The organism is Nitratidesulfovibrio sp. SRB-5, assembly GCF_019931275.1.
In the GTDB taxonomy this organism is placed as follows: domain Bacteria; phylum Desulfobacterota; class Desulfovibrionia; order Desulfovibrionales; family Desulfovibrionaceae; genus Cupidesulfovibrio.
This window is the reverse complement of record NZ_JAIOTY010000002.1, coordinates 1,494,636-1,515,034: the sequence shown is the minus strand read 5'-3', so window position 1 is coordinate 1,515,034 and position 20,399 is coordinate 1,494,636. Positions and strand designations below refer to the sequence as shown.

At 67.2% G+C, this 20,399-nt stretch carries 16 protein-coding genes; 5 read left to right on the top strand and 11 right to left on the bottom strand.

Features of this window, described 5'->3' with window-relative positions; translation table 11 throughout:
• Positions 1–260 precede the first annotated feature (260 nt).
• The 4 genes from K6142_RS13595 to K6142_RS13580 form a co-directional block, all read right to left on the bottom strand.
• Positions 261–2,645 (bottom strand): chemotaxis protein CheA, encoded by a 2,385-nt coding sequence (locus K6142_RS13595; RefSeq protein WP_190245858.1) that lies wholly within the window; start codon positions 2,643–2,645, stop codon positions 261–263.
• Positions 2,642–3,487, bottom strand: a complete 846-nt coding sequence (locus K6142_RS13590) for a chemotaxis protein CheW (RefSeq protein WP_223380901.1) — start codon at positions 3,485–3,487, stop codon at positions 2,642–2,644. Before K6142_RS13590 ends, K6142_RS13595 begins: the two co-directional genes overlap by 4 nt.
• A gap of 105 nt (positions 3,488–3,592) precedes the next feature.
• Complete coding sequence (locus K6142_RS13585) at positions 3,593–5,776, bottom strand: methyl-accepting chemotaxis protein (protein WP_190245343.1); 2,184 nt, start codon at positions 5,774–5,776, stop codon at positions 3,593–3,595.
• 617 nt (positions 5,777–6,393) lie between these two features.
• Positions 6,394–6,936, bottom strand: a complete 543-nt coding sequence (locus K6142_RS13580) for an RrF2 family transcriptional regulator (RefSeq protein WP_190245342.1) — start codon at positions 6,934–6,936, stop codon at positions 6,394–6,396.
• A gap of 751 nt (positions 6,937–7,687) precedes the next feature.
• On the opposite strand from K6142_RS13580, the gene K6142_RS13575 reads away from it, so the two are divergent.
• The 4 genes from K6142_RS13575 to K6142_RS13560 all read left to right on the top strand — a co-directional run bounded on the left by K6142_RS13575 (position 7,688) and on the right by K6142_RS13560 (position 10,696).
• Positions 7,688–8,257 carry an RrF2 family transcriptional regulator gene (locus K6142_RS13575; protein ID WP_012611772.1) on the top strand — a complete coding sequence of 190 codons (570 nt, stop codon included), beginning with the start codon at positions 7,688–7,690 and terminating at the stop codon, positions 8,255–8,257.
• A gap of 18 nt (positions 8,258–8,275) precedes the next feature.
• Positions 8,276–9,517: an NAD(P)/FAD-dependent oxidoreductase gene (locus K6142_RS13570; protein WP_190245341.1), complete on the top strand. Its 1,242-nt coding sequence runs from the start codon at positions 8,276–8,278 to the stop codon at positions 9,515–9,517.
• Between the two features lie 13 nt (positions 9,518–9,530).
• Positions 9,531–10,232 (top strand): DUF1641 domain-containing protein, encoded by a 702-nt coding sequence (locus K6142_RS13565; RefSeq protein ID WP_190245340.1) that lies wholly within the window; start codon positions 9,531–9,533, stop codon positions 10,230–10,232.
• A gap of 77 nt (positions 10,233–10,309) precedes the next feature.
• On the top strand, positions 10,310–10,696 hold the full coding sequence (locus K6142_RS13560; protein ID WP_190245339.1) for a response regulator: 387 nt from the start codon (positions 10,310–10,312) through the stop codon (positions 10,694–10,696).
• A gap of 465 nt (positions 10,697–11,161) precedes the next feature.
• Here K6142_RS13560 and K6142_RS13555 read toward each other — a convergent pair whose 3' ends face one another.
• From K6142_RS13555 to K6142_RS13535, 5 genes are all read right to left on the bottom strand, one after another.
• Positions 11,162–11,848 carry a tetratricopeptide repeat protein gene (locus K6142_RS13555; RefSeq protein ID WP_012611776.1) on the bottom strand — a complete coding sequence of 229 codons (687 nt, stop codon included), beginning with the start codon at positions 11,846–11,848 and terminating at the stop codon, positions 11,162–11,164.
• Positions 11,849–12,474: 626 nt separating this feature from the next.
• Positions 12,475–13,650 (bottom strand): ABC transporter permease, encoded by a 1,176-nt coding sequence (locus K6142_RS13550; RefSeq protein WP_190245338.1) that lies wholly within the window; start codon positions 13,648–13,650, stop codon positions 12,475–12,477.
• An 8-nt stretch (positions 13,651–13,658) separates the two neighbouring features.
• Positions 13,659–14,810, bottom strand: coding sequence for an ABC transporter permease (locus K6142_RS13545; RefSeq protein WP_190245337.1), 1,152 nt, complete (start codon positions 14,808–14,810; stop codon positions 13,659–13,661).
• Positions 14,797–15,615 (bottom strand): ABC transporter ATP-binding protein, encoded by an 819-nt coding sequence (locus K6142_RS13540; RefSeq protein WP_223290396.1) that lies wholly within the window; start codon positions 15,613–15,615, stop codon positions 14,797–14,799. Before K6142_RS13540 ends, K6142_RS13545 begins: the two co-directional genes overlap by 14 nt.
• Positions 15,612–16,928, bottom strand: a complete 1,317-nt coding sequence (locus K6142_RS13535; protein ID WP_190245336.1) for an efflux RND transporter periplasmic adaptor subunit — start codon at positions 16,926–16,928, stop codon at positions 15,612–15,614. Before K6142_RS13535 ends, K6142_RS13540 begins: the two co-directional genes overlap by 4 nt.
• A 500-nt stretch (positions 16,929–17,428) precedes the next feature.
• Here K6142_RS13535 and K6142_RS13530 point away from each other — a divergent pair, with 500 nt between their 5' ends.
• Positions 17,429–17,608 (top strand): hypothetical protein, encoded by a 180-nt coding sequence (locus K6142_RS13530; RefSeq protein ID WP_223380900.1) that lies wholly within the window; start codon positions 17,429–17,431, stop codon positions 17,606–17,608.
• A 147-nt stretch (positions 17,609–17,755) separates the two neighbouring features.
• Here K6142_RS13530 and K6142_RS13525 read toward each other — a convergent pair whose 3' ends face one another.
• Together K6142_RS13525 and K6142_RS13520 are read right to left on the bottom strand one after the other, a co-directional pair.
• Positions 17,756–18,802 (bottom strand): histidine phosphatase family protein, encoded by a 1,047-nt coding sequence (locus K6142_RS13525; protein WP_190245335.1) that lies wholly within the window; start codon positions 18,800–18,802, stop codon positions 17,756–17,758.
• Positions 18,799–20,379, bottom strand: coding sequence for a DVU_1551 family NTP transferase (locus K6142_RS13520; RefSeq protein ID WP_190245334.1), 1,581 nt, complete (start codon positions 20,377–20,379; stop codon positions 18,799–18,801). The genes K6142_RS13525 and K6142_RS13520 overlap by 4 nt, the downstream gene beginning before the upstream one ends.
• Between the last annotated feature and the right edge of the window lie 20 nt (positions 20,380–20,399).

The following is a 20,399-nucleotide window of genomic DNA, read 5'->3' as shown; positions in this document are numbered from 1 at the left end:
AAAGGCAAGGCAAAGCGCGTAACAGGACAACGTCGTGACGCACGAAATGCCGCCGGGCAGCGCCGAAGCATGGACAACGGCCGAACACGCTCGGCCACGGCGTGCGAATCACGCTGCGGAGCTGTGAACATGGGGAGAAAAAAGGTAACTGACGAAAAAGCCCCACCGGTCAGGGCGGGACGGGTGGGGCGGGACGGGTGGGGCGGGACGGGTGGGGCGGCGGCGTGCGGCTGGCGGGGCGGGACGGACTAAAGCGCTGATCAGCGTTCCTGCATGCCCTGCGCCACGCGCACCAACTGGGCGGCGTCGAGAATCAGCGATATGCCTCCCTCGGCATCCACGCTGGACCCGGCAATCCAGGCGGCGCGACGGCACGGCCCGCCCAGGCGCTTGATGACCGCCTGTTCCAGCCCGGCCACGCCGTCCACGGCAAAGCCCACGGGCTGGCCGTCCACGTTGGCGATGATCACCCGCTCGTAGGCGGGCTGTTCGCCCGGCACTTCCAGGAAGCGGCGCAGGCTGAGGCACGGAACCAGTCGGTCGCGGTATTCGATGAGACCCAGCGTGGCGGCCTCTCCGTCCACGAAGCGCTCAAGGCACGCCTGCACCTGGGTCAGGGGCAGGATGAACGCCTCGTCGCCCACGCGCACGCGAAGGCCATCGATGATGGCCAGGGTAAGCGGGATGCGCAGCCGCCAGGCCGTGCCCTCACCCCGCCGGGTGACCACGTCCACGCTGCCGCGCAGGGAACCCAGGGCCGTGCTGACCACGTCCAGCCCCACCCCGCGCCCGGAAAGGTCGGATACGCCGCTGGCCGTGCTGAAGCCGGGCAGAAACAGCAGTTGCAGCAGTTCCGCCTCGCCGGGGTCGGCATCCGGAGCCAGCAGGCCCCGCGCCACGCCCACGGCGCGCAGCTTGTCCAGGTCGATGCCCGCGCCGTCGTCGGAAACGGTAATCAGCACCTCGCCCCCGGCATGGGCGGCGGACAGCCGCAACACAGCCTCGGCGGGCTTGCCCGCCGCCAGGCGCACGGCGGCGGGTTCCACTCCGTGATCCATGGCGTTGCGCACCAGATGCAGCAGGGGGTCGCGCAGGTGGTCGATGACGGTCTTGTCCAGTTCCGTCTCGCCCCCCTCTGCCACGAAGCGCACGTCCTTGCCCAGGCGGGCCGCCAGGTCGCGCACCAGCCGCCGGAAGGCGTGAAAGGTGGCGTCCAGCGGCACCATGCGCACCGACATGGTGCTGTCTCGCAGCGATTCGGTAAGCCGTTCCAACCCTTCGGCCAGTTCGCGCAGGCGCGGGTCGTCGTGGTCGGTGGCGATGCGCGACAGGCGGGCCTGCAGGATGACCAGTTCGCCCACGTTGTCCAGCAGACGGTCCACCTTGGCGCTGTCCACGCGCAGGCTGGTGGTGGCGCCTTCGTCACCGCCGGGGCGCAGGGTGCCCGCCGGAGCGGCATCGTCACCCGCAGGCGGGGCGCATTCCGGCACCGGCCACGACGCGGGGACAACGGCAGGCGCCGACGGAACAGTTCGAGAAGACGTCCGGGAAGATGCGGCGCCTGGCTGGCCACCGGATGCAGCCGAAGCATCGCCGCCTTCCCCACGGGTGCCCTGTCCGCGCACCGCGCGCAGGGCCTCGTCGCCCGCATCGGCGGCTTCCAGCAGGCCGACGGCATCGGCAACACGTCCCTGGGCCGCGATGCGGCACAAAAGCTCCGGCGAAGGCAGCAGCCTCTCCTCGCCCAGCGCCGCAACCTCCAGCCCGGCCTCGTCCAGCAGCGCGACGAACGGCTCGCGCACCATGTCCACCGGATGTTCCGTGACCAGCACGGCGTCCCAGCGCAGGTGCACCGCTTCCGCGTCCAGCCCGTCCAGTCCGGGCACGGTTTCGCAATGGGGCCAGACATGCAGGGGGCCAAGCCCGCGCAGCCCGTCCAGCAACCGGGAAGGGTCCAGCCCCCGGCGCAACGCGTCGGGCGACGGGGTGTAACGCAGCCAGTACACCCGGGGTTCGCGGAAATATCCGCCGGAGACGGCGGACGGCTCCGAGGGGGTGGACTCGTCCGGTGAAAGGCCGACCTCCGGCAAGGCCGTGGAAAAATCTTGCGCCAGCGCGCTGGGCGAGGTCTCTGCCGCACCGGCGGCATCGTCATCCCTCCCCCCGGAAGAGGCAGCAAAGGTGCCTGGAGCAACGGCAGGCGCGGCCCACCGCGCCGCCAGTCCACCGATGCGCTCCAGCAGTGCACGCTCGCGCGCGGCTACGCCGTCCGCATCGGCAGCATCTTCCGCCCTGTCGGCAGACGGGGTTTTCCCCGCAACCGGGTCCGACGCCCCCCGTTCCAGCAGTTCCTGCAAGTGGTCCTTGGCGTCCAGGCCAAGGGCCAGCAGTTCGGACGTGGCCGGAACCCCGGCCTTGCGCACGCTGTCGAACAGGTCTTCAACCGCATGGGTGAAACGGGCCACGGCATCGAAGCCGAACATGGCGCCGGTGCCCTTCAGGGTATGCAGCGCCCGGAACACCCGCGCCATGAGCGCGACATCACCGGGGTGCGATTCAAGCTCCAGCAGCGCTTCCTCAAGGTCGATGAGCAGGTCGCGCGCTTCTTCGGTGAACACGCGCCGTGCGGTGCCGCCGGGGTTCATGCGCCACCTCCGCCAAAGCGGGCGGGAGCGCCCGGCGCGCCGTCGGCAGCGGCCGGACGGGCGTGCGGCAGCCCGTCGGCGGCCTGCCCCTCGGCAAGGGGGCGGGACGGGTTCCGGGGCTGGGACGGAAGCGGTGATGGGAGCACGGATTGGGGAAGCGTGGGCACCGGGGTGCCCGAAGGCTCCTCGTCGTCGAACAGGCGGTCTGCGTCCAGCAGCAGCACGTGCCGCCCCTCGTGGCGGAATATCCCGGCCAGCACGTCTGCGGGCACGGGGGTGCCCATGCGCGGCGGGGGTTCCACGGCGACGGCCTCGATTTCGATGACCTCGCGCACGGCGTCGGCCAGCGCGCCCACCAGGGTGATGCCGCCGCCCGCATCAGGGGGGGCGGGCACCTCCACGATGACGATGCGCGAATGCACGGTGCGCGCAACGTTGCCCATGCCGAGCCGGGTACGCAGGTCCACCACCGGCACGGCTGCCCCGCGCAGGTTCACAACCCCGCGCACATATTGCGGCATGCGGGGAATGCGCGTCAGTTCGCCGAAGTCCAGCACCTCGCGCACCACGCCGATGTCGAGGGCAAAGCGTTCGTCACCCAGGGTCAGGGCCAGCAGCCTGCGCACGGGCACCATGGGGCCAGGCCCCGCCAGCGCCGAAATTGCCGGTCGGGCCGGATTTGCCTGTCGGGCGGGATTTGCCTGTCGGGCCGAATCAACCGGTCGGGCCTGTTCAGCCGGACGCGACCCGTCACGCGGGTCTGCGCCGGAGCGCGGCATGTCCGCCGCGTCCCTGCCGCCCGCATGGTCCTGCGGTGCCTGTCTGATGTTGCCCTGCTGCACGTCGTGGTTCCGGTGCGGGGCGGCTTGCGCCGCTACCCGGTCTGAAAACGGGGATGGGCCGTGAACGGCCCCGTTCATCCAGATGTCTGCGTTACGCGGCACGCGTCAGAAGCGTTCGAAATCCTGATCGTCCGTGTCGTCCGCATCGTCCGTGAGGTTGATGCGCACCCTGCGCGGGTCGCCGTCCTTCAGGGCGGGCATGGCCGCGGGCTGCGGCCCCGGCACCCGCTGCACCTTGGGAGACATGTCCGTCCCCAGGCGGAAGAAGGCCACGGTGCGTTGCAGGTGGGCCGCCTGGGCCGACAGTTCCTCCGACGTGGAGGCCACCTCTTCGGAAGCCGCCGCGTTCTGCTGGATGACCTGGTCGAGCATGTGCAGGGCCTCGTTGACCTGGCTTGCGCCCTCGCGCTGCTCGATGCTGGCGGCGGCGATCTCCTGCACCAGTTCGGAGGTGCGCTCGATGTCCGGCACCAGCTTGCCCAGCAGTTCTCCCGCACGTTCCGAGACTTCCAGGCTGGCCCCGGACAGCCGGTTGATTTCCGCCGCTGCCGCCTGGCTGCGTTCGGCCAGCTTGCGCACTTCCGACGCAACCACCGCAAAGCCGCGTCCCTGCTCGCCCGCGCGGGCCGCCTCGATGGCGGCGTTCAGGGCCAGCAGGTCGGTCTGCCGGGCAATTTCCTCGATGATGGAAATCTTGCTGGCGATCTCGCGCATGGCCTTCAGCGTGGCGGCCACCGCCGTGCCCGAGTCGCGGGCATCGTCCGCCGCGCGCACCGCGATGGATTCGGTGGTGCGGGCGTTTTCCGCGTTCTGGGCGATGCGGGCCACCATCTCTTCCATGGAGGCAGAGCACTGCTCCACCGAGGCGGCCTGCTCCGTGGCCCCCTGGGAAAGGGCCTCTGCCGTGGCGCTCAGTTCCTCGCTGCCCGCCGCCACGTTCTCGGCGCCCACCTGCACGTCGCGCACCACATCGGACAGCCGGTGAACCATGTTGCCCAGCGAGGTCAGCAGCCTGTCGTTGTCGCAACGCGGCTCCAGCGACACGCGCAGGTCACCGGTGGCCAGGGTGGTGGCGTTGCGCGAGATGGACCGCTCGACGGTCACCATCTCGCCCAGGGCGCGCATCAGTTCGTCGCGCGGGCCGCGCATGACCACCTCGATATCCACGTTGCCCCGGGCCAGTTCGCGAGCGGTTTCCACCACGCGGCGCTCGGCCAGAAGCATCTCGTTCATGGCTTGCAGCAGCCTGCCCACTTCGTCGGTGCCTTCAACCTCGACTTCCAGCGATGTATCGCCCTGGGCCACGGCCTCGGCCACGGCAGCCGCACGGGCAATGCCCCCCCGTACCGACTTGCCGATGAGGACGGCGAACAGCAGCCCCAGCACCAGCGCACCACCGGCAACCCCCAGCGAAATCACGGACGAACGGCGCACCGCTTCCTCCATGCGATCCTGCTGGGTATCCTTCACCGCCACCACGGTATTGCGCACGCCCTCGGCCACGTTGGCCATGCCCGACAGCCGGTTTTCGCGTTCGGTCTCATCCTTGACCAGTTGCTCCACCTGCTCGCGGTAGCTCCGCGCACTGGCCAGCACCGCAGAGGCCAGCTTCCAGTTCTCGCCGGAGCCCTCGCTGGCGGAAAGTCCGGACGCGGCGGATATGGCCTTGTCCAGGCGGGTGCGGGCACGTGACAGGGAATTCGTATCGCCCTGCCACAGGTAATAGAGCACATCCACCCGCGACTGGAGAAATTCCGTCTCCAGCGTGACCAGGGTTTGCAACTCGTCGCGCCGGGGTGCCAGCGAAGGATTGCCCTGCACGATGGCGTTCAGGCGCGCGGCATGCAGCCGCTCGACCCCCTCCTGAAGGGCGTTGGCGGCCTGTACGGCATTCTTGATGGTCTGGTCGCGGTGGGTCAGCACGCCGTCCAGTTCCAGAAACTTGCGCCGGTAGTCGGCATGCATGGGGCCCAGCACATCCAGGCCGCCGCCGCGCACCCCTTCCGCCGCAAGGCGCTCGCGCAGCGCGGCGATGCCCTCGGCATCCTTGCCGTGCTGCGCCTCAAAGGCGCGTACGTGCTCCCGGCCCCGGTTGAGCAGGTAATACAGGATTTCCACCCGTGAATGTTCCATGCCCGCAACCAGCGCCTGCGTGTTGCCCGTGACTTCCGACTGGCGCAGCAACTGTTGTTGCTGCTGCCACGAAAAGGCAACCACTGCCGCCACGATAAGCAGCAGCGAGCCGAACCCCAGGCTGAGCTTCATGAACAGACTGCAATTCTTGAGCATCCGTATCCCCCTGACCCTGTCGAACACCTGTCGAACACCTGTCGAAAAATTGAACCGGCATGCGCGATGGCGCGCCGGGCCTCTCCCGTACCGTATTTCACCTGGGGCGGCAAACCGCATCAGCCCCACTGAAATACGCATGCAATATGCTGTTTTTCAAGAAAATCACCATGCGCAACAGCAGATGGGCACAGGCCGAACCCCGGCAGATTGTGCCCACGGGCAACACTGGCGCCCAAAATTGTTGCAAGAAACACGCCGGGATAGACATCCTACAGCTGCCCAGCACAATGTCAGCCCGAACGTCGGCACAGCGGAAACACCACCCCGGTACGGACATCGGCGCGGCGCATACGGGGATGCATGCCCCGAAAAAAAAGCCGCCGGAAAACCGGCGGCATAGCGCGGGGTGCCCTGCTACAGGGCTGCAACGGCAGACATGGACGCCGGGGCTGTGAGGCGAGGCAAATGGCCGAAGCACGTCCGACAACGTGACGGGCGGAAGCGTGACGGCCCCGCGAAGCCAGCAGCAATCAAGGCAAACGCCGGGCACGCCACAGCCCGACCGTGCCGGGACCGCCCCTGCACCAAAAAAAAGGGGGGGCGGGAGGCCGAAATCAGTACAGTTCGGCGGGGCTTACCGGGCGGGCCGCACGGTTCGGACGGGTCGGGCGGCGGGCAGCGGAACGCCTCTCGGTGGAAGTATCGTCGTCCGCCGCGCGACAGGCCGCCTCGTCGTGGGGAGAGAGCGGCTGATCACCTTCCATGAGGGTAGCCAGGGTGGTTTCCTCCAGCGAATGCTCCAACGCCTGCGATGCGCGCACCCAGGCCGACCTGGTCAGGCACGAGGCCCGGCGGGCGCAGGCATTGGCATCGCCGGAGCAGCAGACGGTAAGCTGGATGCCCCCTTCCATCAGGCGCACGATCTCGCTCAGGGTGATCTCTTCGGGGGTACGGGCCAGCATGTGGCCGCCGGAGGCCCCGCGAGAACTGCGCGTCAACCCGCCGCGCTTCAGCGTCTTGAGGATCTGTTCGATGAACTGGACCGTCACGCCGGTGTGCTGGGACAGCGCCGTGGTGGTCATGGGAGACTCTTCGCCGTGCATGGCCAAAGCAAGAAGGATGCGCGCCGCGTATCGTGTCTTTGCTGCAAGCTTCATGGTGTTGGGTCCCGCGCCCGTCACTCGGCGCCGCACCACAAGGAACAGCGCAAAAAGAGTGAGCTATTACATAAGTATGGGAAAAATCTTACAGAAAATATCCTCCCTTGTCAATAGGAATTAAAAAAATTCGCTTTCACTGCGCATGCGAAAAAACGGCAGAAACGTCAGGATGTTAGTGTCCATTGACACCTGGAAAATCAAAAATGGGTAAATAAAAACAATCAGTTTTGGCAAAATACAGCGACACTCTCGCACGCATGCAGGAAATCCACTCTCGTAAAAAGCAGCGAAGCCCCACAACCAGACAGTATGCTCACAACACCAGGCCGCACTTTCGCACCTTGCGTCCGCCACGGGCGCCATGCGTGCACGCCTTGCACCTGCCCGCATTTCACCAGATGTCACACCGCAAGCCCGCATTTCACACCCGGGCTTGAGCCGGCTGCGGCAAGGCCAAGCATGGCCGCTGCCCATTCGACTTGGGCAAAACAAGAAAAAAAATTCACAATCCTCAAATAACACCGCAAATTCGGCGTGTTGAAAAATCCCCCTTTTCTCGGGGGGTGCTTGACACCCAAATTCGGATGGGTTTAATTCATACGAAATTAATCTGATTCGAAAGGATTCGGATTAATAAAAACGAAATTGCATCAATATACATACGATTAACCCCGGAATCTCCCGGTCAACAGCCCCACCGCGCCCCGGCGCGCCGCCCTCGCCCCCCGCACAGGCACTGGAGAACGGCATGAGAATTTCCTCCACGGTGCATTACGCATCCCGGCTGCTGGTCAACCTTGCCCTGCACTGCCCGCAGGACGGGCCTCTTTCCGCCTCGGAGCTGGCCGAGCACACGGGCATTTCCGTCAAGTTCATCGAAAAGATCATCCGCCAGCTGCGCACGGCGGGCATGGTCCGCAGCGTGCGCGGCGCAGCAGGCGGCCACGTGCTGACCATGAATCCCGACGACGTGACCCTGGGCGACGTGCTGCGCGTGGTGGAAGGCGGCGTGCAGCCGCCCAACTGCTGCGTGGGCGCGGACTGCGACGACACCCCCTGCCGCTGCAAGGCTGCCTGGACCAGCGCCGCCAAGGCCCTGGAAGAAACCCTGGACCAGTTCACCCTTACCGACATCATGCACGGCGCCGAGCGTCCCGACGACTGCGCCCACATGGCCGGCGAGGCGGACACCGACGCACGCCCCGCCCCCAAGGCCAAGCTGAACGGCAACAAGCCGCTGAACACGCCGCGATACGGCAGAACGCCCCGTGCCCTGCGGGGCTGCAATACCCGAATCTGCTCTCACCAAAGCCAATAAGTGAAGGAGTAACCTGGCATGAAGAAACTGCTCATTCTTGGGGCAGGTGCCGGTGGCACCATGCTCGCCACCAAAATGAGGAAAAAGCTCAGCGAGCGTGAATGGGAGATCACGGTCATCGACCGCGACCTCACCCACCATTACCAGCCCGGCTGGCTGTTCATACCCTTCGGCATCGACACCCCCAAGGGTTGCGAGAAGCCCAAGAAGGACTTCATCCCCCGCGGCGTCAACTTCGTGAAGGATACCATCACCAACGTGGATCCGGAAGCGAAGGTGGTCACCTGTGAAGGCGGCAAGTACAGCTACGACTGGGTGGTCATCGCCACCGGTTGCCGCATCGCCCCCGACGAAGTGGAAGGCCTGCTGGACGACTGGCGCGGCAACATCCACGACTTCTACACCCCCGACGGCGCCGCCGCCCTGCTGCCCAAGATCAAGAACTTCAAGAAGGGCCGCCTCGTCCACCACATCTGCGAAACCCCCATCAAGTGCCCCGTCGCGCCGCTGGAATTCATCTACCTGGCCGACTGGTACTTCACCAAGATGGGCGTGCGCGACAACATCGAAATCGAACTGGTCACCCCGCTGACCGGCGCCTTCACCAAGCCGGTGGCCGCCAAGATCCTGGGTGAACTGTGCGACAAGAAGAACATCAAGGTCACCCCCAACTTCGTGGTGGACAGCGTTGACGCGGGCAACAAGACCATCGCCTCCGTCACCGGCGACGAGATCGACTACGACCTGCTCGTCACCATTCCCCCGAACATGGGCCAGCAGTTCCTGATCGATTCGGACATCGCCGACCCCATGGGCTTCATGGATACCGACAAGGGCACCCTGAAGTCCAAGAAGTACCCCAACATGTACGTCATCGGCGACACCACCAACGTGCCGACCTCCAAGGCCGGTTCCGTGGCCCACTACGAGGCCGACATCATCGCCGAAAACCTGATGTCCGACATCGACGGCAGCGAGCACTACCACCACTTCGACGGTCACTCCACGTGCTTCATCGTGACCGGCTACGAAAAGGCCTCGCTCATCGACTTCAGCTACGACGTGGAACCGCTGCCCGGCATGTTCCCCTTCCCCGGTGTGGGGCCCTGCGCGCTGCTGGGCGAAAGCCACATCAACTACTGGGGCAAGCTGATGTTCAAGTGGGTCTACTACAGCCTGATGCTGAAGGGTCACGAGTTGCCGTTCGAGCCGAACATGTACCTGCACGGCAAGGACACTTCCCTGATGCGGAAGAAGTAAGCCGGAGGCACCAATGACCAACGAAGAACTCATTCTCCAGCGCCTCGAGGCCATGGAAGAGCGGATCGCCTTCCTGCACGAGCGCGCGATGGGCACCAAATACTTCATCGAAGAAGTGACGCCCATCGGCAACCATGCCTTCCGCCTGATGGTGGAAGAATTGCAGGACGTGCACGGCCGCGTGCATCTCGACGACATCTTCGAGCTGCTGCGCCGTGGGCTGCGTAGCGTCCCCAACCTGAACTACTGCCTCGACCAGCTGGAAAACCTCATCGACCTGTGGCGCACCATGCACCCGGCGGTGGCCCCCACCTGGCCCCACATCATCGAGGGGCTTGGCAAGTGGGAGCAGGACGGCGTGTTCGCCAAGCTGTCGGCCCTGAAGGGCGCGGGCGGCAAGGTGCTGGACGCCAACACCCCAGAAGGCATCGAGAAGATGGGCGACGCGCTCGCCTTCATGACCGTGCTGCTGCAAAAGCTGGCCGATCCCAACGTGCAGGTCTTCCTGGCCCGCGCGGTGGACATGCTGGCCAAGCTGGACCTGTCGCAGGCCAAGCCTGTGGGCATGTTCGGCATGGTCGGCGCCCTCGGTTCCAAGGAAGCCAAGGAAGGCCTTGGCGTTGCCATGGAAGTGCTGAAGGCTCTCGGCGCGCTGAAGGGCGACGGCTGCTGCGCCTGCGGCTGCGCCGCGCACGCCCCGGCCAAGAACGACTAGCGACATCGAACGGACCCGCCGTTGCCCCCCTCGGCACGGCGGGTCCTTTTTACACCCATCTTGTGAAGGAGTTATCAATGTCCGCGACCAACATGAGTGCCACCCACCGCCGCGTGCTCGTCGTCGACAACGACCCGGCCGAGCGCGAACGCCTTGCCGGGCTGCTGACGGCGGAAGGACATGCCGTGCGCACCGCCGCCTCCACGCCAGAGGCGCTCGAGGCCGCCGCCAGCTTCCGCCCCGACGTGATCACCCTTGAAATGGACCTGCCCAGCCCCGGCGGCACGGTGTTCTATGCCCGGCTGCGCCGCAGCCCAGCCCTGCGCGAAACCCCCGTGGTGGTGGTGAGCGGCGTGGGCCCGCGCCCGGCGCGCCTTGCCCGCCGCGTGCCCACGCACCAGAAGCCGGTGGTCCCCGCCGCGCTGCTGGACACCATCCGCCGGACTGTTCCCGCCCAGGCTTAGCTTAACCCAGGGACGGCACGACGAAGCGGCGGACATATCCGCCGGGCCTTCGCCGAGCCACGGCTGCCCCCCCCTGCCGCACTGTCGCGCAGCCTGTTGCTTTCCACGTCCCTGCCCGGCCTGCCCGCCCCTACCAGCGCAGGTGAGTCATCCTCCCCCGACTCGCCATCTCCACCGAATCGACCGTTCCGCCGCACCTCGATCACGGCTCACCTGCGCAAATCGGACCATTTTGATCCAATTCATACCGCACACGTAGGATTTTCATGCTCCGCACGGCCCGGCGCACCGCGAGCACGCGCAAAAAACGGCGGAGCCCCGTGCCTTTCGGCAGGGAGCCCCGCGTATTGCGTGCATCGGCCACGGTTGCGGCGCAAGGAGGTGGAAACCGCCGCGCGCGGCCTGTGCCCGGCGACGCGGCGGCACGGGGGTTGCCGTCCCCGCCGTCGCGCCGCCTGCCACCGGTTACTGGGCCGCACCCTCCGGCAGCGGGAAACACCGCAGCCAGCGCGCCGCAAGCTTTTCGGCCCGCGCCACGTCCTTGTCCTTCATCCTGTCGATCAGTTCGCGCCGGGCGTCTCCGGCCTTGGCAAAGCCTGCCGTCACGGCCAGGTCGAACCACATGTACGCGCGCACCTCGCTGGCGGGCACGCCCGCACCGTCACGACACATGGTGCCGAGCAGATGCATGGCCTTGCCGTTGCCCAGGGTGGCCGCGCTCAGGAACAGTTCGCGCGCGACCTTGCGCGAGGTGGCGTCGGTGGCCTCGCCGTGGTAGGCAAGACCCACGTTGCAGCGAGCCTCGGCGGCCAGCAGGCGCGCCTTGCGGACAAAGTCGCGCTTGGCGGCCACCAGTTCCATGCCGAATTGCTTGTCGCGGAAGTCGGTGGGCAGATCGTCGTAAACCGGTTCGCAATTGTAGCCGCACTTGTCGGCCTTGCGGAACAGTTCCAGCGCCTTGCCGAAGTCCTGCGCCACGCCCTTGCCGGTGGCGTGCAGCACGCCGTAGAAGTTGAGGGCCTCGTGATGCTCCGCCTTGGCGGCACGGCCCAGCCACTGGGCGGCCTTGCCGAAGTCCTGCGCCACGCCGTTGCCTTCGTAGTACAGCATGCCAAGATTGAACTGGGCGCTTGCGTCGCCCGCCTCAGCCATCGCGAACATCTCCTGAACTTGCATTGGCTTGCCCCTGTGTACTGAAAGGTTGGGAAATCCTGCCCCGGTGCTTTCGTGGCGGCTCCGCTTCCGGCGCCATCCGGTTGCGGGTGCCGCGGCGGCAGCACCGCCGGGCCAACTTGGGAAACCTCTTCGCCTTGTTCCGGTAACCGGGGGGCGCGGGGGCATGGTTCCGCGTGTACCCGGCATGATCCAATGTAAACCTTCAGTCCCCGGCACGGAGGTGCGGGTGGCAGTCCGCGCGTTCCGTTAATTCCTACCGTGCTGGTATGGGTTATTTCCTACCTAGCTGGTGTGATATTGTCAACGGGACTTCCGAAAATTTCTTCAAAAAATATACTGTTTAATTACAGGCAAATAAAAACAAGAGCGCCGGAATCCTTGATTCCGGCGCTCTTGCACGCCTTGCCACCCAGCAAAGGCTGTCATTTCACATGGCACGATGACGGGCTTTTCCCCTTCGCTACAACCCACTGAAATACCAGCAACATGACCTGGAACGAAACACAAATCCTACCAAAATAAGATGAGATGCGCCGTAACACCACATCAGGCCGCGCGCAGCGCAATTAACGCATCAGGCCGCGCGCAGCGCAATTAACGCATCAGGCCGCGCGCAACGCGTCTACTATAACCAACCGTGAAGCCTTGATGGCAGGCAGAATGCCCCCCAGGCACCCCATGCCCGTGCCGAACAGCAGCGACCATACGGCAATGCGCGGGCTGAGGGTGAAGCTGAACGCCAGTTCCGAAAAGGTCTGGAAGTTCATGGTGGAAATGGTCACCCATTGCAGGGTGGAGGCCAGCAGCAGGCCAATGCCCCCGCCGCTGGCGCCCAGCAGCAGCGATTCCAGCAGAAAGGCGCGCAAGATATCCCGGCGCTGAAACCCGATGGCGCGCAAGGTGCCTATCTCGCGCACCCGGTTGGCCACGGCGGCGTGCATGGTGATCATGGCGCCGATGATGGCCCCCAGCGAAAAGATGGCGGGCAGCATGGTGCCCAGCACCCCCAGGAACTTGGCCATCATTTCCGACTGCTCCTCGTAGAAGCGGGTCTCCCGCTTGCCTTCCAGTTGCAGGCGCGGGTCCGCCGCAAGGCCCGCGCGCAGGCCGTCCAGGCCGGATGGTCCGTCCCGTTCGTTCATGCGCGCCACCACCACGGAATAGGAAGAACGGCGAAAGGCGGCCATCAGTTGATCCGCGTCGCCCCAGACTTCAGAGCTGAAGCCGGTGGCCCCGGCCTCGAAGATGCCCACCACGGTCCAGTCGCGCAGGCCGAAGCGCAAGCTTTCGCCAATGCCGGTGCCGCTGAACCTCCGGGCAATGCTCTCCCCGGCGATGATCTCCGACGTGCCGAAGCGCGGCATGCGCCCTTCCTTCAGCTTCACCTGCGGGCGCAGTTCCAGCGAATGGGGGCCGATGCCCCGGATGACCACGTTGGACGGTTTGGTGGTGCCGCGCTTGTTCAGGGTAATCAGCACCACCAGTTCGCGCGCGGCCAGCGGCCCGCCGTCGGCGGCGCGGGCCACCTGGGGCAGGCTTTCCGCCAGCGGGGCCTGGTCGCGGTCCACCGAGCTTTCCATTTCGGTCTTGGCCCCCTGCCGCAGCAGCACCACGTTGTCGGGCGACCCGGTAAGCACCAGGGTGGTGCGCAGTCCCTCGGACAGCATGAGCATGGCCGCGAACACGAACACCACCAGCGCCATGCCTCCCACGGTCAGGGCCGTGGTCAGGCGGCGCGCCAGCATGTTGCGCAGGCTGTACGAGAAGAGCGAGGCCATGCCGTTCCCTACCTTCCCAAAACGTCGGCTATGCGCACCCGCCGCGCCCGCAGCGCGGGCAGCGCGCCCGCCACCAGCCCCACCACCGCCGCGGCGGCGCCTTGCAGGGCCAGCGTTTCGCCGGACAGCAGGAACACCGGAAAATAGTCGCCCAGCACATGGGCGATGACCCGCGTGACCGGCACAGACAACGCGCACCCCGCCGCGCCGCCCAGCAGCGACAGGGCCAGCGCCTCGCCCGTCACCAGCAGGGCCACGTACCCGCCGCCAAAGCCCAGCGCCTTCAGGGTGGCGAATTCGCCCATGCGCTCGCGCGCGGACATGGCCATGGTATTGGCCGCCACTGCCATGATGATCACGATGACGATGCCCGACACCAGCCGGATGGCCATGATGATGGCCTCGCTCATGGAAATGAACCCCAACTGGAAGGCCTGCTCCGTCTCGGTCAGGGTTTCCGCCAGCGAATTGCGGAACCGCGCGTCGATGTCGCCCGCCACGCGGGCCGCATTCTCGGCCCGGTCCACCCCTATCATGTAGAAGCCCACGTGGTCCGCGCGGGAGGGCCGCTCCACCTTCATCCGCTCGTTCAGGTAATCCCAGTGGAAGAAGGCCTGCGTCTCGTCGGTGTTGGGGTAGCGCCCGGTGTAGATGGCGCGCACCACCACGTTCCAGTCGCCGGGGTAGATGGTGCCTTTCAGCGGCACGGTGTCGCCCAGCTTCCAGCCGAAGCGCCGGGCCAGCTTCGCGCCCACGGCCATGCCCTTGCGGTCGCGCAGCAGGGCGGCCTTCTGGTCGTCGGCAATGACGTATTCCGGGTACAGGTCGAGGTAGCTGCGCATGTCCACGGTGAAGTTGGCGAAGAAGTTCTTCTCGTCCACGTAGTACGCGCCAAACCAGTTGCCCCACGAAAGGTGCGTCACCCCTTCCACGGCGCGTATCTTGCCCGCGTAGGCGATTGGCAGCGGAAACACCAGCGAGATGGCGTTGCGGGTGACCAGCCTGTTGGCCGCCGAGGCGGAAACCCCGGCGTACCAGGCCTCTACCGTGGTGCGCAGCAGGCCGAAGGCCATGATGGAAATGGCGATGCCCAGCACCGTCAGCGCGTTGCGCAGCGGGTGCCGGGCCAGATTGCGCAGCACGAATTTAAGCGTGAGCATCGGCCAGCTCGCCCTTTTCCAGCAGCAGCAGGCGGCCCGCCCGTTCCGCCGCGCGCGGGTCGTGGGTGACCATGATGATGGTCTTGCCCATGGTGCGGTTCAACCCGTCCATGAGGTCCAGGATTTCCCCGGCGGACACGCGGTCCAGATCGCCGGTGGGTTCGTCGGCCACCAGGATGTCCGGGTCGGCCACAAGGGCGCGGGCAATGGCGGTGCGCTGCTGCTGCCCGCCGGAAAGCTGGCCGGGGTAGTGGTCCATGCGGTCGGACAGGCCCACCATGGCCAGCGCGGTGCGCGCCCGTTCCCGCCGTTCGTGCCCGGACAGGGGCGTGAGCAAGAGCGGCAGTTCCACGTTTTCCAGCGCGTTCAGCACCGGAATGAGGTTGTAGAACTGGAAGATGAACCCCACGCTGCGGCTGCGCCAGCGGGCCAGGTCTGCGTCGTCCAGGGTGGTGATGTCCGTTTCACCCACGAAGACGGCCCCCGCGTCCACCCGGTCGATGCCCGCGATGAGGTTGAGCAGCGTGGATTTGCCGGAGCCGGACGGCCCCATCAGCGCCAGGAACTCGCCGGGGGCCACAGTCATGTTCACGTTGGTCAGCACCGGCACCACCTGCGCGCCCCGCCTGTAGGCCTTGGAGACGCCTTGCAGAAGAATGGGCGGGCTGGCCGGGCGCGGCGACGCAAGAGGGGGCGCGGTGCCGGGCGCGGTGTCGGACGCGGCAGCCCTGCCCGCAGTGCCGTCCAGCGTGCCGTCCGGCGCGACGGAGGGGAGAGGAACGGCGGATTCCTGCGCGCGGCTCATGGCTGCATCCGCACGCGGGCGCCGTCGGCCAGATCGGCGGGCGGGTCCGCCACTACCCGGTCGCCCACGGTCAGGCCTGCCACGGCACCGGAGCCGGGCACAGGGCCATCCAGCAACTCCAGCGCATCGCCAAGGGTCATGCCGGTGCGTACCGGGGTGCGCACCGCCCGGCCATCGCGCACCACGAACACGGCGCGGGCGTCGCCTTCGCCGCGCACGGCGGTGGCGGGCACGGCCGGGCGGGGGCGGCGTTCGTCGTCGGAGGGCAGGCGGTCCAGAAAGGACACGCGGGCGCTCATTTCCGGCAGCACGCGCGGGTCCAGCACGTCGAAGGCCACCTTGACCATGACCGAGGCCTTGCTGCGGTCTGCCGTGGGCACAATGATGTGCACGCGCCCCACAAAGCGGTCGTCGGGCAGGGCATCCAGCGCGATTTCGCAGGGGGCACCCGGCCTCACCCGGCCCACGCTGGATTCGCTGACGTCCGTTTCCACCAGCAGCGAGCCCATGTCGGCGATGGTCACCACGCTGGCCTTGGCGTTGGCCGCAGCGCCCAGCGGGGTGATGATGTCGCCCACGTCCGCGTTCTTGGTCAGCACCACCGCATCGAACGGCGCGCGGATGAAGGAGTATTCCAGTTGCGTCTCGGCCTCGCGCCGGGCGGCTGTGGCGGCGGCCAGCCCGTCGCGGGCGGCGCGGGCTGCGGCATCCGCCGTGAGGGCGCGGGTTTCGGCGGTGTCCAGATCCGACCGGGAGATCACGTTTTCCGCCAGCAGCCTGCTCATGCGGGCGTGGTTGCGCCTGGCGTCCGTCAGTTCGGCGGCGGCGCGGTCGATATCGGCCCGTGCGACGCGCTCGTTGGCCTGGGCACGGTCCAGCGCGGCGCGGGCGTCGTCGCTTTCCAGCCGGGCCAGCACCTGCCCGGCGGTCACCCGGCTGCCTTCCTCCACCCCCAGCCACTCCAGCCGCGAGGTGATCTTGGACGCCACCGAGGCCTTGCGCTGCGCGGTGACGTAGCCGCTGGACACCAGCGTGGTCATGGACTGGGTGGGGTACACCCTGGTCACCACGGCCAGGCGCACTTCTCGCTCTGCCGGAAACAGCATCCGCGCGCCAAGGGCCACGCCCGCCAGCAGCACGGCGGCAAGCAGCCACAGCCAGCGCCGCCGGGGCGTGCGCCGGGGCGACTGCCAGCCGGTCTTGTCGATGGCCAGCCTGCCAAGATCGGGCTGTGCGGTTTCACCCGATGCGGCGCTGCCGGGCAGCGACGTCGTGGCGGAAGCGGATGGGGAAGCGGAAGAAGAAGAGGACATGGGAACTCGCAGGCGTCACGGTTCATGAATGAAGGGGCAACCCGGCGCAACAGCCGTCCGGCGTGCTGTGGCGGGCATCGGCACCATACCAGAACATGCCCCGCGCGCAAACGCATAGTCTGCGTCGCGTGGGTGCGCGTTTCACCGCTTGCCGTTTTCGCCCTTCCCTGCCGCACATGACATTCACCCGTTACTGTTCCGCAGAATTTACTACGCATTATTGCATGGCGTGCCGCAAAAAATAAGGCGCCACTGCACGGTAAAGTTGCAGATGAAAATTTCTCTGATACTTGACCAGAAAATCGAAAGGGGATAGCACACATGACAATCCGGTTCAGCTTGCCTGCGGCATGCTTATTCGTTCGGCGTTGCCCTACCCTTCAGATACGGGCACTGGACCATGCGCCGACAAGACGACACGACCAACGAAGAACACAGGTTTGCACATGCCCAGCTTTGAAGCAGACAATCTCAGCCTGCACAAAATAAACGTCGCTCCCATGTTTCGCTGCACGCGCTGCCATTTCGGCCCGCCGGACACCTCGTGGGCTGGCCAGAAGAACGGCGAGCACCGCCGGGTGCTCATCTGCCGTTCGTGCGGCGCCCGCGCCGTGGCCACCTTCCGTGTGGCGGCGGACAATTCGTGCTGGGAAATCCTGTCCGTGGACGACATGGACTAAAGGGACGGCGAACCCGACAGGCATGCCCGCCATGGGTGCCCGGCCTGTCGCCATCCTTGCTGCCTGCCGCAAGCCCCCGCATGACCCGTGCGGGCGGTAATGGTGCGGCCTGCGCCCTTCCCAGACGGCTCGTGCGGTGCGGCATGCCTACGGCTGCCAGTCCGGCGTGACCACCCGCCATGACGCGGAGGCCCCTGACGCGGCTGCCGTTGTCCCCGCCGCTGGCTTTGCCCCCACCCCTGACGTTGTCCCCGTCCCTGGCCCTGCCCCCGTCGATGACGGCACCGCAGAAGCATCACGCACCCCGGACTCGTGATGGCGCAAGCGCACGCAATGCAGGTGGCGCACCGGCAGGGTGAGCAAATCCTCGCGGCCCATGTGGCCCAGCGCGCACAATACGGAACGGATCAGCCCGGCGTGGCTCACGGCCACGATGAAAGATGGGGGCCCGTGCCCGACGCTGTCGTTCGTGGCCGGGTGCCGCCCCGCGGCGCGGCCTGCCCCTTCAGCACATGCCGCCTCACCGGCGCAGGGCATCGCCCCGGCCCCGCCCTCCGTTGCGGCCCAGTCCCGCCACATGGCGGCCAGCGCCCGCAGCCCACGCGCGGCCACGTCCGCGCAGCATTCCCCGCCCGGCGGACGAAAGGTCCAGGGTTCGCGCCCGCGCCGTGCGTAGGCATCGGGCCGGGCCTCCCGCACCTGCATCTGCAACAGCCCTTCCCATTCCCCAAGGTCCATCTCGGCCAGATCGTCCAGAATGGTGAGGGAGATGACGGCGCTGCCCGGCACGCCGAATTCGCCAGATTCGCCAGATTCGCCAGACGCCCCCGACATACCCGGCACAGCAAGCGGGTCCGGCCCGTCCGATCTGTCTGGCCTGTCTGGTCTGTCTGGCCTGTCTGGCCTGTCTGATTTGCCTGGCCTGTCCGGCCCCGCCGGGGCATCCCCCAGTCCCAGCATGAGCCGGGCGGTTTCCCGCGCCCGCTCCAGCGGAGAGGCATAGGCCCCCACCACGTTCAGCCCGGCCAGACGCGCCCGCCATGCCGCCGCCTGCGCACGGCCCTCTCGGGACAAGGGCACTTCGGTGCGGCCGATGTACCGGCGCGGGCCGTCGCCCATGTCCGTGGCCGCATGGCGGAACAGCAGGATATCCGGCGGGACGCCCGGCAGAATGACGGGGGGCGGCGCGGTCATGGGAGGTTCTCGTCCTCTGCCGATTGCCGCACGGGGCCAAGTGCCGGACCGGGCGCCAAACCGGACGCCGGAAGGGGTGGCGAATCAGGTGCCGTACCCGGCGACGGGTGCGTTTGCGAACTCTCGGACGTGCTGGCGGTGCATGAAGCGGCCTGCCTGGCTCCCGTGCATGATCCGGCCCCCGTATGCGATCCGGGGCCAGCGCACAGCCCGGCTTCGCCAGCGTCCGGTTCCCACGCGGGCTGGCCTACGGCCAGCGGGTGCAGGATGTCCGCCAGCGGTAGCCCTGCCTCTCGCTCGATGCGCGCACGCAGGGCCAGCGCCCGGCGCATCCGCCCTTCTATGGCGCTGGCCGCGTCCGGGTCGTGGCGCCATTGGGCCAGTTTCTCGCCAAAGCGGCTTTCAACGTCCACCACGATGTGGCAGCGCACCAGCTTGTCCGCGAAGTACACCACTTCCCGTTCGGTCAGGGGCTGGCCGTCGACAAGCGTGGTATCCCTGTGCGCGCTGACGATGTCCGCCACGCCGGAAAAGCCCAGTTCACGCAGCAACGCGCCCCCGGCGGCCTCGTGGCGGGGCTGGCCCTTGGCGATGTCGTGCAGCAGGGCGGCGGACTCGGTCAGTTCGCTGTCCAGTTCGCTGTCCCGTTCGCTGCCCCGTTCGCTGCCCCGTTCGCTGCCTAGGACACGATCCAGCCCCGCGCCCGTGCCGGGTTGTCCTCCCGGCCATGCATCCTGCACGGCCATGCCGCGCGCGGCGTTCAGGGCATCGGCCAGGCGCACGGCCACGGCGGCCACCCCCTCGGCATGGGCGACGCCGCCGGGCGGAATGCCCCGCACCGCCAGCAGCGTGCGCGCCTCCTGCGGGGTGGGTACTTCGCGGGTAGTCCAATGGGCGCAGGCCGCGCGGTAGTCGTCCGGCGTGTCCATGTCGCGCAGGATGAACCTGTCGGGCACGCCGACCTCGTCCAGCGCCTGCGGCCCCAGCCGGTGCAGCGCGCCGCGCAGGCCACCCTCGCCGCTGTCCGCCAGGACGATCGGCAATACCGATGGAGGCAGCAGCGGCGGATGCCCCCACCGCCCATCGAACACCGGCAGCAGCACCCGGTCAGTACGCACGGCGGCGTGCTCCAGCAGCAGGCGCACGGTCAGGGGGCGCACCAGCGCGGCATCCACCGGCAGCAGCAGGGCTCCAGCCCCCTCACCGCCACCAACTCCGCCAATTCCGCCAGCTTCTCCGCCGCGCCGGACCACAGCCTCCAGCCCCGCGCGTACCGAGGAGAACATGCCTCCTTCGCGCCAGGCCGGGTTGTTCACCGTGGGCACGCCCAGCCGTGCGGCCTCCGCCGCCACCTCGTCCGCGCGATGCCCGGTGACCACCAGCACATCCGCCACGCCCGCCTGCCGGAACATCTCCACGCAACGGGCCAGCACCGTGGCGCCGCACAGGTCCAGCAACGGCTTGAAGTCCGGAGCCATGCGCGACGACGCGCCCGCAGCCAGCACCACGCCAACGACCGGGTACGGGAGGAACCGAGAGAGCGCTGGTGGAGTCACGCCGGTTGCAACTGCCTGCATTACCTCTCCCTCGGAATTCA

Coding starts and splice junctions, on each gene's coding strand:
- K6142_RS13595 (WP_190245858.1), bottom strand. CDS start 2,645: ATGAACCCCGGCGGCACCGCACGGCGCGTGTTCACCGAAGAAGCGCGC.
- K6142_RS13585 (WP_190245343.1), bottom strand. CDS start 5,776: ATGCTCAAGAATTGCAGTCTGTTCATGAAGCTCAGCCTGGGGTTCGGC.
- K6142_RS13580 (WP_190245342.1), bottom strand. CDS start 6,936: ATGAAGCTTGCAGCAAAGACACGATACGCGGCGCGCATCCTTCTTGCT.
- K6142_RS13575 (WP_012611772.1), top strand. CDS start 7,688: ATGAGAATTTCCTCCACGGTGCATTACGCATCCCGGCTGCTGGTCAAC.
- K6142_RS13570 (WP_190245341.1), top strand. CDS start 8,276: ATGAAGAAACTGCTCATTCTTGGGGCAGGTGCCGGTGGCACCATGCTC.
- K6142_RS13565 (WP_190245340.1), top strand. CDS start 9,531: ATGACCAACGAAGAACTCATTCTCCAGCGCCTCGAGGCCATGGAAGAG.
- K6142_RS13560 (WP_190245339.1), top strand. CDS start 10,310: ATGTCCGCGACCAACATGAGTGCCACCCACCGCCGCGTGCTCGTCGTC.
- K6142_RS13555 (WP_012611776.1), bottom strand. CDS start 11,848: ATGGCTGAGGCGGGCGACGCAAGCGCCCAGTTCAATCTTGGCATGCTG.
- K6142_RS13550 (WP_190245338.1), bottom strand. CDS start 13,650: ATGGCCTCGCTCTTCTCGTACAGCCTGCGCAACATGCTGGCGCGCCGC.
- K6142_RS13545 (WP_190245337.1), bottom strand. CDS start 14,810: ATGCTCACGCTTAAATTCGTGCTGCGCAATCTGGCCCGGCACCCGCTG.
- K6142_RS13540 (WP_223290396.1), bottom strand. CDS start 15,615: ATGAGCCGCGCGCAGGAATCCGCCGTTCCTCTCCCCTCCGTCGCGCCG.
- K6142_RS13535 (WP_190245336.1), bottom strand. CDS start 16,928: ATGTCCTCTTCTTCTTCCGCTTCCCCATCCGCTTCCGCCACGACGTCG.
- K6142_RS13530 (WP_223380900.1), top strand. CDS start 17,429: ATGTTTCGCTGCACGCGCTGCCATTTCGGCCCGCCGGACACCTCGTGG.
- K6142_RS13525 (WP_190245335.1), bottom strand. CDS start 18,802: ATGACCGCGCCGCCCCCCGTCATTCTGCCGGGCGTCCCGCCGGATATC.
- K6142_RS13520 (WP_190245334.1), bottom strand. CDS start 20,379: ATGCAGGCAGTTGCAACCGGCGTGACTCCACCAGCGCTCTCTCGGTTC.